At 60.8% G+C, this 14,265-nt stretch carries 13 protein-coding genes; 1 reads left to right on the top strand and 12 read right to left on the bottom strand.

Features of this window, described 5'->3' with window-relative positions; translation table 11 throughout:
• Positions 1 to 44 precede the first annotated feature (44 nt).
• The 7 genes from FSO04_RS14120 to FSO04_RS14090 form a co-directional block, all read right to left on the bottom strand.
• A complete protein-coding gene (locus FSO04_RS14120) occupies positions 45 to 1,070 on the bottom strand; it encodes an aspartate carbamoyltransferase catalytic subunit (protein ID WP_154560273.1) in 1,026 nt (341 codons plus the stop codon).
• Entirely contained in the window at positions 1,067 to 2,473 is a 1,407-nt protein-coding gene (gene iscB, locus FSO04_RS14115) for an RNA-guided endonuclease IscB (protein ID WP_154560272.1), read from the bottom strand. The genes FSO04_RS14120 and iscB overlap by 4 nt, the downstream gene beginning before the upstream one ends.
• Before the next feature lie 515 nt (positions 2,474 to 2,988).
• Positions 2,989 to 3,519 carry a bifunctional pyr operon transcriptional regulator/uracil phosphoribosyltransferase PyrR gene (gene pyrR / locus FSO04_RS14110; RefSeq protein ID WP_154560271.1) on the bottom strand — a complete coding sequence of 177 codons (531 nt, stop codon included), beginning with the start codon at positions 3,517 to 3,519 and terminating at the stop codon, positions 2,989 to 2,991.
• Complete coding sequence (gene ruvX / locus FSO04_RS14105; RefSeq protein WP_115782008.1) at positions 3,506 to 3,946, bottom strand: Holliday junction resolvase RuvX; 441 nt, start codon at positions 3,944 to 3,946, stop codon at positions 3,506 to 3,508. Before ruvX ends, pyrR begins: the two co-directional genes overlap by 14 nt.
• A complete protein-coding gene (locus FSO04_RS14100; protein WP_020069822.1) occupies positions 3,943 to 4,521 on the bottom strand; it encodes a YqgE/AlgH family protein in 579 nt (192 codons plus the stop codon). Before FSO04_RS14100 ends, ruvX begins: the two co-directional genes overlap by 4 nt.
• Before the next feature lie 265 nt (positions 4,522 to 4,786).
• Complete coding sequence (locus tag FSO04_RS14095) at positions 4,787 to 6,196, bottom strand: FimL-related protein (RefSeq protein ID WP_154560270.1); 1,410 nt, start codon at positions 6,194 to 6,196, stop codon at positions 4,787 to 4,789.
• Positions 6,197 to 6,454: 258 nt separating this feature from the next.
• The gene (locus FSO04_RS14090; protein ID WP_006047743.1) at positions 6,455 to 6,625 is read right to left on the bottom strand and encodes a rubredoxin; all 171 of its coding nucleotides are present in this window, start codon (positions 6,623 to 6,625) and stop codon (positions 6,455 to 6,457) included.
• A 298-nt stretch (positions 6,626 to 6,923) separates the two neighbouring features.
• On the opposite strand from FSO04_RS14090, the gene FSO04_RS14085 reads away from it, so the two are divergent.
• Positions 6,924 to 7,784: a hydroxymethylpyrimidine/phosphomethylpyrimidine kinase gene (locus tag FSO04_RS14085; protein ID WP_154560269.1), complete on the top strand. Its 861-nt coding sequence runs from the start codon at positions 6,924 to 6,926 to the stop codon at positions 7,782 to 7,784.
• Positions 7,785 to 8,048: 264 nt separating this feature from the next.
• Here the strand turns inward: FSO04_RS14085 and groL are convergent, their stop codons facing one another.
• The 5 genes from groL to FSO04_RS14060 all read right to left on the bottom strand — a co-directional run bounded on the left by groL (position 8,049) and on the right by FSO04_RS14060 (position 14,191).
• The gene (groL, locus tag FSO04_RS14080; protein WP_154560268.1) at positions 8,049 to 9,689 is read right to left on the bottom strand and encodes a chaperonin GroEL; all 1,641 of its coding nucleotides are present in this window, start codon (positions 9,687 to 9,689) and stop codon (positions 8,049 to 8,051) included.
• Between the two features lie 54 nt (positions 9,690 to 9,743).
• On the bottom strand, positions 9,744 to 10,034 hold the full coding sequence (gene groES, locus FSO04_RS14075) for a co-chaperone GroES (RefSeq protein ID WP_007178996.1): 291 nt from the start codon (positions 10,032 to 10,034) through the stop codon (positions 9,744 to 9,746).
• Positions 10,035 to 10,692: 658 nt separating this feature from the next.
• Positions 10,693 to 11,658 carry a PDR/VanB family oxidoreductase gene (locus FSO04_RS14070; RefSeq protein WP_154560267.1) on the bottom strand — a complete coding sequence of 322 codons (966 nt, stop codon included), beginning with the start codon at positions 11,656 to 11,658 and terminating at the stop codon, positions 10,693 to 10,695.
• A 78-nt stretch (positions 11,659 to 11,736) separates the two neighbouring features.
• Positions 11,737 to 12,822: an aromatic ring-hydroxylating dioxygenase subunit alpha gene (locus FSO04_RS14065; RefSeq protein ID WP_154560266.1), complete on the bottom strand. Its 1,086-nt coding sequence runs from the start codon at positions 12,820 to 12,822 to the stop codon at positions 11,737 to 11,739.
• A gap of 418 nt (positions 12,823 to 13,240) precedes the next feature.
• Entirely contained in the window at positions 13,241 to 14,191 is a 951-nt protein-coding gene (locus FSO04_RS14060; protein ID WP_168435680.1) for a LysR family transcriptional regulator, read from the bottom strand.
• Between the last annotated feature and the right edge of the window lie 74 nt (positions 14,192 to 14,265).

Here is a 14,265-nt window from a genome sequence, read left to right as displayed (position 1 = left end):
TGTCGCGTGTGCTGGTGCGTGTGTGATCGCGTGCCGTGGTGAGATCAATCGTGATTGCCCGCGACGATTCCCATCACCGCCATGCGCACCGCGATGCCGAACGTCACCTGGTTCAGAATCACCGATTGCGGACCGTCGGCCACCTGGGAATCGATTTCGACGCCACGATTCATCGGCCCCGGGTGCATCACGATCGCATCGGGTTTGGCGAGCGCGAGGCGCTCCGGCGTCAAACCCCAGCTCTTGAAGTACTCCTGCGCCGACGGCAGCAGCGCGCCGCTCATCCGCTCGTTTTGCAGACGCAGCATGATGATCACGTCGACGTCTTGCAGGCCTTCGTCGAGGTTGTGGAACACGCGCACGCCCATTTGCTCGAGACCGCCTGGCAGCAACGTGCGCGGACCGATCGCGCGCACTTCCGGCACGCCGAGCGTGGTCAGCGCGTGAATGTCCGAACGCGCGACCCGCGAATGCAGAATGTCGCCGACGATCGCCACGCGCAGATTCGTGAAGTCCTTCTTGTAGTGGCGGATCGTGTACATGTCGAGCAGACCCTGGGTCGGGTGTGCGTGACGGCCGTCGCCGGCATTGATCACGTGCACGTGCGGCGCGCAATGCTGGGCGATCAGGTACGGCGCCCCGCTCGATGCATGACGCACGACAAACATATCGGCATGCATCGCCGAGAGGTTGTTGATCGTGTCGAGCAGCGACTCACCTTTGCTCGTCGACGAAGCATTGATGTTCAGATTCAGCACGTCGGCCGACAAACGCGTTGCGGCGATCTCGAAGGTCGTGCGGGTGCGCGTCGAGTTCTCGAAGAACAGGTTGAACACCGACTTGCCGCGCAACAGCGGCACCTTCTTCACTTCGCGATCGGTCACGCTGACAAACTGGTCGGCGGTATCGAGAATGTGATTGACGATCGCCTTCGGCAAACCTTCGATCGACAACAGATGTTTCAGCTCACCGTTCTTCGTGAGCTGCGGATTGCCCTTCAGGAAGCCATAACGGAAGCGCTCGGTGGCGCTGTCGGCGGAATCCTTCGGAGTCTGGGTGGCGGTGTTCATCCTTCTGCGCGGGAAACCTCGGCCTTCGGGCCGGGGAGGGATAGCCCGGGCTGCGTAGCAGCCCCTACTCCCGCTTCTCCTTTGTGAGTTGCCATCCTTGAGTAGCCATAGCCGTCCGCGCGCTGCAGCACCCGGCAATAGCGGTGAGCGACGCCCTGTACGACCTGACCATAGGTTTGAATGTTGAAACTGCCGGTGGCGCGCACGGCAACGCGGCCACGGTGCGTGCCTGCTTTTCTGCCCGAGGGCACTTCGGCCTGCACATGGTCTCCCGTTCCGAACCCGTGCACGCGCTTGGAGCGCATCAGATAGCCCCGCGGAAAACCGTACCTGTCCCGTCGTGTGCGCTGATAGCTGCCGCGCCCAGTGCACTTCACCTGCAAGGTCGGTTTGCGCCACGCCACGACGGCCGAAACCTCGCCCACGCACACTGCATCCAGCGCATGCGTCTTCGGGATGCCAAGCTGGCTACGGTTGTATTTCGTTCGTCCGCCGGAAGCGGTTTCGACCGGAAGGCCGGTGGCGCGCAAGGCATTGACCAGCGCCCAGCGGGTCGCATTGACGGCCGAGGCATCCTTGAGCGGGCGTCGGACCTGGGCCGTGATGCGCGCGAGGCGCGCCTTGTCCTTCACGAAGACGTCGAACGGCTGCGCGGCCTTGCGGATGTTGCAGGGTACGCAGGCAATTGCCAAGTTCGAAACCCGGTTCGAGCCGCCGCGTGCACGCGGCACCAGGTGCTCGATGTTGAGCGGCACGTTCTGCACGTCACAGTAGCAGCACTTGCGCGTCCACTTCTCCAGCAGGTACTCACGCAGCTCATACCCGAACAGGGTTCCCTGCTGGTACTCGATGCCGGTGACTTCTGGATTATCGAGCGCCTGCATGTCGAAGCGCACAAGTTCAGTGCTCGCCGCCGTTATCGGGGCCCAATGCTGGAGCCGCTTGACCCAGGCGAGCGTCGTATCCACTCGATGTTGCAAAGATGGCGCGAGCCATCCTGCAGGCCGGGTACGGTTCAGAAAGCGCGGTGCGCGGTAGCGCAGGGTGCCGCGTCGACGGCGACGCATAGCGCGCCGCGCGGTGAGCGCCTCGCTGATTTGCCGGCCGCGATGCACCAGCTCGAACAGGTTGAGCACCACGGCGCCGCGATGGATTTCTCCCGTCGAGGCGCCGTCCTGTTCAGTATCGCGGACCAGCGCAAGTCCGGTGGCCTTGCTGCCCGGGTCCAGCTTGATGCGCAGGGGTTGCGCGACACTGCTGTGAAGCTCGCGGTCGACGAGCCGGATAGCGAAGGGCATGAAGCGATGAACGCGCGCACGCCCGCGCGCGAGCAACAACCTCGCGCGCTTCTCGCTGCACGGCATCAACGGCTTGCCCGACCTGTCCAGAACGAATACCGCCAACTGCAGCTCCTTGTGTTCAACCGGAAAACGTCCGGCGCGTTGCCCTTACGGGCCTGGTGACGGGCGCCTTGCGGCGCCGCTCCCCTCGACCATGTTGTGCAGCAGGGGGCGAGAAAACCTGCCGGTCGCAGCCCGTTTCGTGCCTACCCGGGGCTTGTCTGCTGCTGCGACTTCCAGAGCGCCAGACTCAGGAAGCATCTGGCGGTGGGTCTGCTGTCTCCTGCACAACGGTGCGTCTTGCGACGGATGGTCTGGTCAACCTCAGACTTGCGGATTGCTATCCCACAAGCCTCGGCCTTTAGGCCGGGGTGATTGACGGTGTACCTGCTTCAAATACGGGCTTCAACGTAATCAGGGTCGATGCGGACTGCTTGCGATGGTTTTGGGCTACGTCGGCCCTTCGCGCGAAACGCGGTGGCCGTCGGCCCGAAACCTTTGTGCCGGGCCAATTGCCCAATACGGAGTTCGAAACGCGGCGAACCGGGTACGGTGTTGCACAACGCGAGAAGCTCCGTTCAATCGACGCGTGCCTCGGTGTGAAAAGAGAAACGCGGATGGCCTGCCGCGCCGCCCTCTTCGCGGACGAGTACGAGCGTTGCATCGGCCAGCACATCCACCACGCCGCCGACAAAACGCGCCGCCACTGGCAACTCGCGTCCACCGCGATCGGCGAGCACCGCCAGTTCAACCGATGCCGGACGGCCGTAGTCGTACAGCTCATTCAACGCCGCGCGAATCGTGCGGCCGGTGTACAGCACGTCGTCCACCAGCACGATGCGGCGTTTGTCCACGGAAAACGGCAGCGAGGTCGGGCTTGCCTGCGAGTGCAGGCCTTTTTTCGCGTAGTCGTCGCGATGCAGCGCGACATTCACCACGCCGAAGCTCGGCGCCTTCAGATCGCGCGCGAGGCGCTCGGCGAGCCACGCGCCGCCGCTGTAGATGCCGGCCAGCACGGGGCCATCGGCAGCGCTGAAGGCGTCGCCATACGCCGCGCGAACCTGTTCGAGCACGGCGCGATAAAGCGCTTCGGCGTCAATGGAACTCATGATCGTCGGAAAGTCCGTCTAGATATTGCTGGAGGATGATGCTGGCGGCTTCGGCGTCGAGCATGTCGGCACGCCCGTTGCCGGCGCGGATTTCCGCCTTCGCCTCGACCGATGAATAGCGCTCGTCGATCCATGTCACCGGCAGATTGAATCGGCCATTCAGTTGATTGCCGAAGCGCTTCGCGAGTTGGGTCATTTCGTGCGGCGTGCCATCCGGGTGCATGGGCAAACCGACCACCAGCGCGTCCGGCTTCCACTCGGCGATCAGCTTGCCAATCGCCTCGAAACGGTATTCGCGGCTGCGGTTCTGCACGATCACGAGCGCCCGTGCGCTGCGCGTGAGCGAGTTGCCCACCGCCACGCCGATCCGCTTTTCACCATAGTCGAACGCAAGCAGCGTCGCCTCACGTCCGGCCGCCAGGCTCATGCGTGACCTGCTTCGCCCGACAGCATCGACAGTGAAATGCCGAGCAGCGCGAGCGCAGCTTCCAGACGCTCTTCGGCAGGCACGTCGAAAACGATCTTCGGGTCGGCTTCAACCGTGAGCCAGCCGTTCTTCGAAATCTCTTCTTCGAGCTGACCCGCGCCCCAGCCGGCATGGCCGAGCGTGAGCAGAAAACGCTCCGGACCGGTGCCGCTCGCGACGGCTTCGAGCACGTCTTTCGACGTGGTCATCTCAAGCCCGCCTGGCACCGACATCGACGACGTATAGGTATTGCCGTCTTTCGGATCGTGCAGCACGAAGCCGCGCTCGGTTTGCACCGGGCCGCCGAAATAGACGGGCACATGGAGAAGGGGCTCGATCTCGAGTTTGAGATCGATGCGACTGAAGAGCGCTTCAAGGTCGATATCGGTCGGCCGGTTGATCACGAGGCCGAGCGCGCCGCGCTCACTGTGATCGCAAAGGTAGACCACCGTTCCTGAAAACGTGGGATCCGCCATGTTTGGCATGGCGATCAGGAACTGATTGGTCAGATTGATGCGATCGGTACTCTTGGACATAGTTCGGATTTTAGCAAAGACGGTGCAGGATGGCGGGCTTTGAGCGCGGAACCGCGACGTGCGCGATGAACTGCGCCGCGAGCCATCGACGGCGAATCAAGTTGCACTCTATCACGCACGCGGGCCTTGTCCATGGCGCGCTCAGCGGTGTTGACGACACGCATATCGCGTGCCTCCGGGTTCGAACATGGCTCCTCGCTGTTGACAGCAGAGGATGGGCGCCGGTGCGCAGGGCATGCTGCTGATTGATACCGCAGCCAGCAGTTCAGGCGCCGCCCTGCTCGATCGAACGCGTCAATGCGACCAGTGCAGCGTTGCTGCCTGTCGGCGCGACGCCCGCGGCAACTTTGTGCAGCATCGCACGCAACGCTTCGGCGGCCTGCTCGAGCGTACTCGCCGCCGGTGCACCGACGATGACGTGGGCGCGCACCGCCGGCGTCGATACGCCGGCGTGCGCGCGGCGGCGCCACGCGAGCCCGAGCGCATCGGCAACCAGCGCCACGTGGCCGAGGCCCAGCGCGCACGCGGCGGCACCGAGCCGGTAGGCGGCGTCGCCCGCCTGCAACGCTTCGCTCGGATCGGCTTTCTCGGGCTGGTCGGCCGCGCGGGCGTGCTCGGTCAGCGCAGAAATCGAGGCATCGGCCGTTTGCAGGAAATCTTCATACGCGTGCGAGTTGACGGTTAACACGCCCAGCTCGCGCGTCAGCGTGCTACGGGTCGCGCTGACCGCCTGCGCCTGCACGGCGCCAGCTTCCCAAAGCATTTCGGATGCCTGGGTGCCCGCGACGTGCCAATCGACCGTCAAGCCATAGTCGTGCAGCACTTCGACCTGATCGGCGTCTTCCGCTGCAGCGCCGAACAGCGCGTAATCGCGCCACAGTAGCGCCAGCGTCGCACGCACCAGCGAACGCGGCGCGCGCTCGATGCCGTGCGCATGATCGGCCAGGGTGAGGTTGCAGCGCGCGTAGAAACGCCGCGCGTCGGCATCTCCGGTGGCGCGGCCGCTGACGCGTAGCGCCTTGGCGCAAGCTTTCGCGAGGCGCCAGAAATCGTAGGGATCCGGGCCGGTGAGTTCGGTAAAGACGGCATCCAGTTCGTCGAGCGCCGCGTTCGTGAACGCCAGCGCAGCACCGCTGCTATCAGGTTGCGAGCGCAACACCGGCAGCAGCGCGCGCTCGTAGCGCGCCCGCAAATGGGCGAGTTGATCTGCGGACTGGTTATGCAGCGACACCGGCGGCACCGGGCGCGCGCTCAAGGCGAGATCTTCGAAAGCGACGGCCGAACCGGGCGTGTGCTCCGACAGATGGGCACAGAGCGCGTGATAGTGGTTGAACAGCGTGGGCGAACAGGACAGCTCGCGCAGATTGTGGCGCTCGAGCGCCGCGCGGAAATCGTGCAATGCCGCGCCGAACACAGGCCGCGCGCTGTCCGCGTCAGCCGGATCGCCCTCGGCCAGAGGCGAGAGCCGCACCAGCGCGTCAGCGAAGCGCTGCGCGCTCAGCCAGCCGGCTTCGCGCAACGCGTGCGACGCGCGCAGCAGCGCTGAGGTGCTCTCGCGGTGTTGCTCGAACGCCAGCAACGCCTCTGCCAGCGCCAGCTCCGCGGAACGGACAGCGCCGCCGCGCGGATTGGGCAATGCATCGAAGGAATCGGGTGCAGCGGATCGAAGAGTCATGGGCAGGCGACAGGAAGCTGACGGGCCGCCGCTCGGCGCTGCACGAGAGACTGATCGGCTAACGCGCGAACTAGCGACAGGACAATGACAGATTACCGCTGCGACACGGTGCAACCGGGGACGTTCCGCACCGCCGCGTAGGGACTGCGCTCCGGGCGCATGAACCGCGCTCGATCCGGCCGACGCCGCCTGCAAAACGCCGCGCCGCAGGCACGCGACATGGCGCTCAATTGGACACCGCCGTTTGCCCCTCGGACCTCAGATCTGGACCATCTCGAAGTCTTCCTTGCGCGCTCCGCATTCCGGGCAGGTCCAGTTAATAGGAACGTCCTCCCAGCGGGTGCCCGGCGCAATGCCTTCGTCCGGCAAACCGGCTTCTTCGTCGTAAATCCAGCCGCAAATCAGGCACATCCAGCTTTGATATTCCATTCTTGTGTCGCGTCGTAAAGTCCGGGTAAACGGGAGCCATGATGGTACCGTGTTGCCGCCCCAATGCCTAGCAATCAGAAACGCGCAATCCTAGCGTGCGGCGGCCTTTGGCTAGAGGGTTGCGTCGGTTTGGCTGGCGCTTGCGCGTAGGGTCGCGCCTGGCTGCCGCTCACGCGCTGCTGGCTTGCGGCAATGCGCCGAAGACTGCGAAAAACCGCCTTCATAACGGTTTAGGCCGCATAATTGAGCCGATTGCGCACCCTCTGCGCCTAAATACAGCTCCTTTTTGTAAATCTTCATGCCCAGCGATACGCCTCCGATCGTCCTCACCTTCGGCCTTTCCGATCCCACCGGCGGCTCCGGCCTGCAAGCCGACCTGATGACCCTTGCCAGCATGGGCTGCCATGGCGTCTCCGTGCTCACGGGCTATACCGTGCGCGACTCGGCAAGCTGCGACGAAGTCACCGGACTCGACCCTGAAGTGGTCGCGACCCAGGCTCGGATGCTGCTCGAAGACATGCCGATCGCCGCGTTCAAGGTCGGCGCATGCACGCGCGCGGAAGTGGTGAGCGCGATTGCCGAGGTGGTCGCCGATTACGACGACATCCCGCTGATCCTCGCCCCCGATTTCACGCTCGACGACGAACACGTGCTCGCCGCCGACGAACTGCGCGAAGCGATCGCTGACCTGCTGGCGCCGCAAACCACCTTGCTGGTTGCCGATTCGACCACGCTGCTCGCTCTCGCCCAGCCGGACGGCGACGCCGAGGCGCCGAGCCTCGACGCGGCGATCTCGCATCTGCTGTCGCAAGGCTGCGAATACATTCTGTCGACGGAAACCGGCACGCACCGGCTCGTCAATACGCTGTTCAGCGAAGACGGCCAACTGCGCCAGGATATGTGGGACCGCGGCGCCCATCGGATTATGGGCATTACCGACACGCTCGGCGCCGCGATTGCCGCCTTGCTGGCCAACGGCCAGGACCCTGCGGAAGCCGTGCGCGAAGCGCAGGAGTATCTGTATCAGGCGATGCGCAACGCATTCCGGCCAGGCATGGGCGCATATCTGCCCGATCGCTTCTTCTGGGCCCGCAGCAGCGACGACGACACGCCGCCTGCAACCGGCAAGGATGCGACACCGGGCGAAGCACGGCATTAATTTGACGACTCGAAGCGTCTGCTGCGCGAGCAGCAGGCGCCCGGCAAGCGTTTCCACTTTAGCCGCGGCCCGACAAGCCTAATAGGCTGACGAATACAACGTGCGCGAAGCACGCGTAATACCGGACGACCTAACCCCTTGCCCCAAAACAAAAAACCCGCATTTCTGCGGGTTTTTTGTTTTGGGAAGCACGCCTCGCGACGCACTTCCCCATGTGTTTCCAACTGAGCCTCAAACGAGGCCCAAGTGAGGCTCAATCGGAAATTACATGTCCATGCCCATGCCGCCCATGCCGCCGGGCATACCGCCGCCCATCGGAGCATCTTCCTTCGGCAGTTCGCAAACAGCAGCGTCGGTGGTCAACAGCAGGCCAGCGACCGAAGCTGCGTTTTGCAGCGCCGTGCGCGTCACCTTCGTCGGGTCCACGACACCTGCGTCAACCAGGTCGACGTACTCGCCGGTTGCAGCGTTGTAGCCGTAGTTGCCCGTGCCAGCAGCAACAGCCGCCACCACGACGCTGGCTTCTTCGCCACCGTTCGTGACGATCTGGCGCAGCGGCTCTTCCATCGCGCGCAGCACGATCTTGATACCTGCGTCCTGATCGGCGTTAGCGCCCTTCAGGCCAGCGATTGCCGTACGTGCACGGATCAGTGCGACGCCGCCGCCAGCAACGATGCCTTCTTCCACAGCCGCGCGCGTTGCGTGCAGTGCGTCTTCGACACGTGCCTTCTTTTCCTTCATTTCGACTTCGGTCGCAGCACCGACCTTGATCACTGCAACACCGCCAGCCAGCTTGGCCACGCGTTCTTGCAGCTTTTCACGGTCGTAGTCCGACGTAGCTTCTTCGATTTGCGTGCGCACTTGCTTCACGCGCGCTTCGATCGTTGCACCTTCGCCAGCGCCGTCGATGATCGTCGTGTTTTCCTTGCCCACTTCGATACGCTTCGCTTGACCCAGCTCAGCCAGCGTTGCCTTTTCGAGCGTCAGGCCGGTTTCTTCAGCGATGACTTGACCGCCGGTCAGGATCGCGATGTCTTCCAGCATGGCCTTACGACGATCGCCGAAGCCCGGAGCCTTGACAGCAACCGTCTTCAGGATGCCGCGGATGTTGTTCACAACCAGCGTAGCCAGCGCTTCGCCTTCGACGTCTTCTGCGATGATCAGCAGAGGACGGCCAGCCTTGGCGACTTGTTCCAGGACCGGGAGGAGGTCGCGAATGTTCGAAACCTTCTTGTCGTGCAGCAGCACGAACGGGTTGTCGAGCACGGCAACTTGCTTGTCCGGGTTGTTGATGAAGTACGGCGACAGGTAGCCGCGGTCGAATTGCATGCCTTCAACCACGTCCAGCTCGTCTTGCAGCGACTTGCCGTCTTCAACCGTGATCACGCCTTCCTTGCCGACCTTGTCCATCGCTTCAGCGATGCGGTCACCGATCGACGAATCGCTGTTTGCCGAAATCGCGCCAACTTGAGCGATTTCCTTGTTGGTCGTGCACGGCTTGCTGATCTTGCGCAGTTCTTCGATCGCTGCGGTCACAGCCTTGTCGATACCGCGCTTCAGGTCCATCGGGTTCATGCCCGATGCAACGTACTTCATGCCTTCGCGGACGATCGACTGAGCCAGAACCGTTGCGGTCGTGGTGCCGTCACCTGCGTTGTCGCTGGTCTTGGAAGCGACTTCCTTGACCATTTGTGCGCCCATGTTCTGGAGCTTGTCTTTCAGTTCGATCTCTTTCGCGACCGAAACACCATCCTTCGTGACCGTCGGGCCGCCGAAGCTGCGTTCCAGGACAACGTTGCGACCCTTCGGGCCCAGCGTGACCTTCACAGCGTTCGCGAGGATGTTCACGCCTTCAACCATCTTGGCACGGGCGGAATCACCGAATACGACGTCTTTAGCTGCCATCTTCTAACTCCTTGAATTCTTTGGGATATGACCGGGAAAAGTAGCGACTGGCGCTTACTTTTGCACCACGGCCATGATGTCTTCTTCGCGCATCACGAGCAGTTCGTTGCCGTCGACCTTGACGGTCTGGCCTGCGTACTTGCCGAACAGGACGCGGTCACCAACTTTCACGTCGAGGGCGATTTGTGCGCCTTTGTCGTCACGCTTGCCCGGACCGACTGCCAGAATTTCGCCTTGATCCGGCTTTTCTGCTGCGGCTTCGGGGATCACGATGCCCGACGCGGTCTTGGTTTCTTGATCCAGACGTTTGACGATCACGCGATCATGCAAAGGACGAAGGTTCATACATACTCCTCTCTTGATTGAGACTGAAGAACGCTGAGAAAACCCGGCTGGCTGCGCCAACCGGCGATGTTGTTAGCACTCTCGTGCAGCGAGTGCTAATTATATGGACGGGTGGTGACAAATTCAAGAAGGGATGTCGCTTTGACAGTTGTCGAGATTCGCTTAACTTTGAACTTTGTTCACTTAAGTTTGAACTCGCAACGTACATTCAGACACGGCGATGGCACGAACTTTCCATGACAAACAATGACTTAGGATCGAAATCGCTACTCTGCAACGTTCCGCGTGCCGCACGAAACCGGACCTTTTCTGCCAACGTGCGGTCGCGAAACTTAGCGATCAACGTTCAATTCAGGGGTAAACCCTGAAAACATCATGTCCTCAGTCACGCTCTGGAAACTCGAAAAACATGATGCGGCCAGCGGCCGCCATGCTAGCGCTCTCTGAGTCCAGCGGCTCCGGGTTCAGTTGCTCGATCAATTCATCACCGAGCAATGCGATAACGACGGCGCAAAGGTACACCCTGCTGGGCTGCCTGATCAAACAGGTATAGACACAATTTGACACACGACGCACCGTACTCGGATATCACAGACGCTTTGCGCGAGTTCTTTACCGAACAACGTACATGTCTACCTAGACCATCGTCGCGAGCGGATTAAAGATCAAGCACTAAACGTCGTGACAGAGAACGCGAGCAACAAGGTGTAAAACGGTCGTTCCGAACATGTTCCTCGTCTGTAAGATAGACATCTCGATGATCCGGGTCGCCTGCGAGAACCCGAGTGAGGCAAGTGCCGCACACTCCAGCCTCGCATGACACTGGCAAATCGATGCCGTTCTCGCGTAGGACTGCGACCACCGATTTTTCTGCCGGCACCGTAAATATTCCGCCGCTGCGAGCCAGTTCAATCTCAAAACATTCAGCGTTCGGCGCCGCCACTGGAGGCGAAAAGTACTCGTAATGGATCCGCTCTTGCGTCCAACCGGCAGCCTTAGCCGCATCGACTATCCAATTGATGAAACCCGTTGGTCCACAGACATAAAGATGCGTCCCGTGGCTTTCGTGCGCAAATACCTTCTCGAGTGCTGGTCGTGGCTTGCCCGTTTCATCATCGAGATGAAAACGAACACGATCGCGAAAAGCCGATGCAGTGATATGTCCGGCAAACGCCATCCTATCTGCTGACCGGCCATAGTAATGAAAAGTAAAATCGCTGTCGCTCCGGGAAAGCACTTCCGTCATGCACAAGATAGGGGTGACACCAATTCCACCGGCGAACATGAGGTACCGTTCAGCAGACGCCAGCTGAAAATGATTCCGGGGCGCACTGATGTGAAGGATGTCGCCCTGCTCAACCAAATCATGCACTGCCATCGATCCACCGCGAGAATTGGGATCGCGCAATACGCCGATACGGTAGTGGTATCTTTCGCCCGGATGATTGCATAACGAATATTGACGGACGAGACCACCCGGAAGATGGACATCGATGTGGGAGCCAGCCGAAAACGCAGGCAGAATATCCCCGCGAGCATCGGCAAGCTCAATACTACATATATCTTTCGCCTCCACCCGCTTGCGCACAACTCGGACGGCGATTGTAGAAACTGTCTGGTTCATTGTATTTTCAGTCTGCAGACGACGCCAGCCGACCTCCGGAGAGAACCGGCCGGCAGGATTTGGTCAAGGACGTTCCCATCAGCCCAATGCGGTGAGCGGTCGCTCTACGGGATTGGGCGTCATTTCGCCGTGAATCATCTTCTCGAACATCCGGCGCCCGGTCACGCAAACCGCGTCGGCTCTAACAAGAACCTCCGAAGTCGACCGACTCTTCTGGATCATTTCCTCAATATATTCGGAGGCCATGACGTCTTCGGGTATCACGCGGTTCTTTTGATAGTCGAACAACTGCTGGGATACGCTGCGATCACTGCTCCACGACTGGCCCGCCGCGAAGAAATAGTTGGTGCTGTGACGGGTGGCAGGCGTCACGGCGTGATAAACCCGCAATGAACCCAAGAGCTCGCCCGGAGTGGCATCGGTTTTCTGCGGAAGAGAAATCTGAGTACCACCAACATGCAGGCACGGCAATAACAATTTGAGTCCCTGCACCCTGTCCACCTTGCCACTGAAATGCAGGAACCGGGAGAAGAAGTCGGGAATGTCGACGTTGCGCTGCGCATAGACACTGGATACCCAGTTCGGGCCCGTTTTGACTTCAGGAACCGTGTCCTGTGCGCCACCGCCGCTTCCGAAGCTGGGCATGTGCAGGTATCCGACATGCGTCAGATCAAACAGGTTGTCATGCAAAAGCATGTACCGACCCGCGACAAGGTTATAACCACCGCTAACGATCAGATGATCGCCATCGCCAAGACCGAGTTCATCCTCGCTCGGGATCAGGCTTTCGTCCGCCAGTGCTGGATCACCCATCCAGATCCAAAGCCACCGCCACTGCTCAACAATGGGATAGGAGCGGACCCGGCAGGCTGCCGGTACAGCGGACTGGCTCGGGATAGCGGCGCAACTGCCATCGGGCCGAAAAGTGATGCCGTGATAACCGCACTGAATGTTGTCACCGGAGACGCGGCTTCTGCCCAGCGGAAAGCCGCGATGTGGGCAACGCCCTTCAAGAGCGACAGGCTTGCCGCTCTCCGTGCGGTAAAGCGCGACAGGCTCGTCGAGAATCCAGCGCTCCATCGGCTCTCGCGTCACCTCCTCAGACCATGCCGCTATGTACCATTGGTTTCTGGCTGCAAATAGACCATCGGGCAGTGGATACATTTGAGTCCGTCTCCTGACTAATTAGTTTGTTCCGGTTGCGCCGCGCGGCGACCACGTACAGAAGACAGTTGCTCACAGAGTCGGGGGCTTCCGCGTCGCAACCGAGCCGTGCAGGTAACGTTGCCAATTGCCTCTCAAGCCTGCTGCAACTGTCGACCGCCCATATGGTCCGTGTTTAAGACACACAAGGGAAATCGTCAGTAGCGATTGCAGCTATAGCGCCGACTTATGCGAGCGACACGCTGTTGTTCCGGAAGGAGGCTGGACACTACCTGTAATGGACCCTACAGCCACAGTGTGAAAATCAGACGGGCAGGAGAAGTGAGCGGCTTGGGCTCGCAACGATGAAACATATAACGCCGGCGACCCGAATCCCTGAATCGCATGTGGGTGCCGCGTAGGCAGACACACCCAAAAGTCACTCGTATTCCAGCCGTTGGCGCCCTGCCTGCAGTTCTTGTGCGGCCGATTGAAGAACCGCCCGGAACCACCGATGCCCCGCATCGTGGTCGTTCCTCGGATGCCAGTAGACGTGCTCTTCGAAATCAGGAACTTCAAACGGAAGAGGTAGTGTCCGCACACGCTGCGCACCGCGCATGGCGATCAACTTTTCAGGCGCCGTCGCGATCACTCCAGTTTGGGCAACGGCGTCGAGTGTCAACTGAAAATTTGGGAACCATGCCCTCACCCGCGGCTGCTTCGGTTGTCGACGCAACGCCTGCTCGCTAATAGACACTGTTTGGCCCGCAAAGCGGGTTTCAACGTAGGGGAGTTCGCAAAGCTCGTCGAAACTTATGGTGTTGCCTACGGCGCTGTTGTCATTCGCGACCGCAAGCACCAATCGATCCGAAAACAGGTCCGCCGAGGACAGCGGTCCATTGAGATTGACTGGTTCCATCAGCAACCGCTGGGGGATGGCAATTGCGATGTCGATTTGACCGTCCACAAGCCGCGCGAACGTATCGGAGAATAGATCATCGAACTGAACGCTGACCTGTGGGGCAACCTTACCCAGGTATCTGATAACGGGGATTGCTAGAAGATCGCTGCAGTAAGTGGACGCGCACACGCGGAAAATCCGCTGCGCCTTCGCCGGGTCGAAATCCTCAGCACCGTTGGTAAGCGTCCGAATTTCGAACAGAATGTTTTTGACCGGCTGTGCAAGTGTACGTGCACGCGGCGTCAATTCGAGCCGTCGCCCCACCTTTTCCAGCAATGGGTCCGAAAAATGCCAACGCAGTTTCTGAAGCGCAGCACTCATGCCCGGTTGCGAAATGTTCATGCGTTCAGCGGCGCGCGTAACATTTTTCTCGCTGAGCAGGGCGTCGAGCGCGAGCAGAAGATTCAGATCGAGACCCCCAAGGTGCACACCTGTCTCCAGTCAGATTAGCTTTTCATTGTGCGCTGCATGTCAATTGAACAAAATATAGCAAGCTACGCAGA

It is taken from the genome of Paraburkholderia madseniana, from assembly GCF_009690905.1.
Taxonomy (GTDB): Bacteria; Pseudomonadota; Gammaproteobacteria; order Burkholderiales; family Burkholderiaceae; genus Paraburkholderia; species Paraburkholderia madseniana.
This window is presented reverse-complemented; position numbering and strand designations above follow the sequence as displayed.

Bases quoted from the DNA above. Each gene is read 5' to 3' on its own strand.
- FSO04_RS14120 (WP_154560273.1), bottom strand. From the start codon at position 1,070: ATGAACACCGCCACCCAGACTCCGAAGGATTCCGCCGACAGCGCCACC.
- pyrR (WP_154560271.1), bottom strand. From the start codon at position 3,519: ATGAGTTCCATTGACGCCGAAGCGCTTTATCGCGCCGTGCTCGAACAG.
- ruvX (WP_115782008.1), bottom strand. From the start codon at position 3,946: ATGAGCCTGGCGGCCGGACGTGAGGCGACGCTGCTTGCGTTCGACTAT.
- FSO04_RS14100 (WP_020069822.1), bottom strand. From the start codon at position 4,521: ATGTCCAAGAGTACCGATCGCATCAATCTGACCAATCAGTTCCTGATC.
- FSO04_RS14095 (WP_154560270.1), bottom strand. From the start codon at position 6,196: ATGACTCTTCGATCCGCTGCACCCGATTCCTTCGATGCATTGCCCAAT.
- FSO04_RS14090 (WP_006047743.1), bottom strand. From the start codon at position 6,625: ATGGAATATCAAAGCTGGATGTGCCTGATTTGCGGCTGGATTTACGAC.
- FSO04_RS14085 (WP_154560269.1), top strand. From the start codon at position 6,924: ATGCCCAGCGATACGCCTCCGATCGTCCTCACCTTCGGCCTTTCCGAT.
- groL (WP_154560268.1), bottom strand. From the start codon at position 9,689: ATGGCAGCTAAAGACGTCGTATTCGGTGATTCCGCCCGTGCCAAGATG.
- groES (WP_007178996.1), bottom strand. From the start codon at position 10,034: ATGAACCTTCGTCCTTTGCATGATCGCGTGATCGTCAAACGTCTGGAT.
- FSO04_RS14070 (WP_154560267.1), bottom strand. From the start codon at position 11,658: ATGAACCAGACAGTTTCTACAATCGCCGTCCGAGTTGTGCGCAAGCGG.
- FSO04_RS14065 (WP_154560266.1), bottom strand. From the start codon at position 12,822: ATGTATCCACTGCCCGATGGTCTATTTGCAGCCAGAAACCAATGGTAC.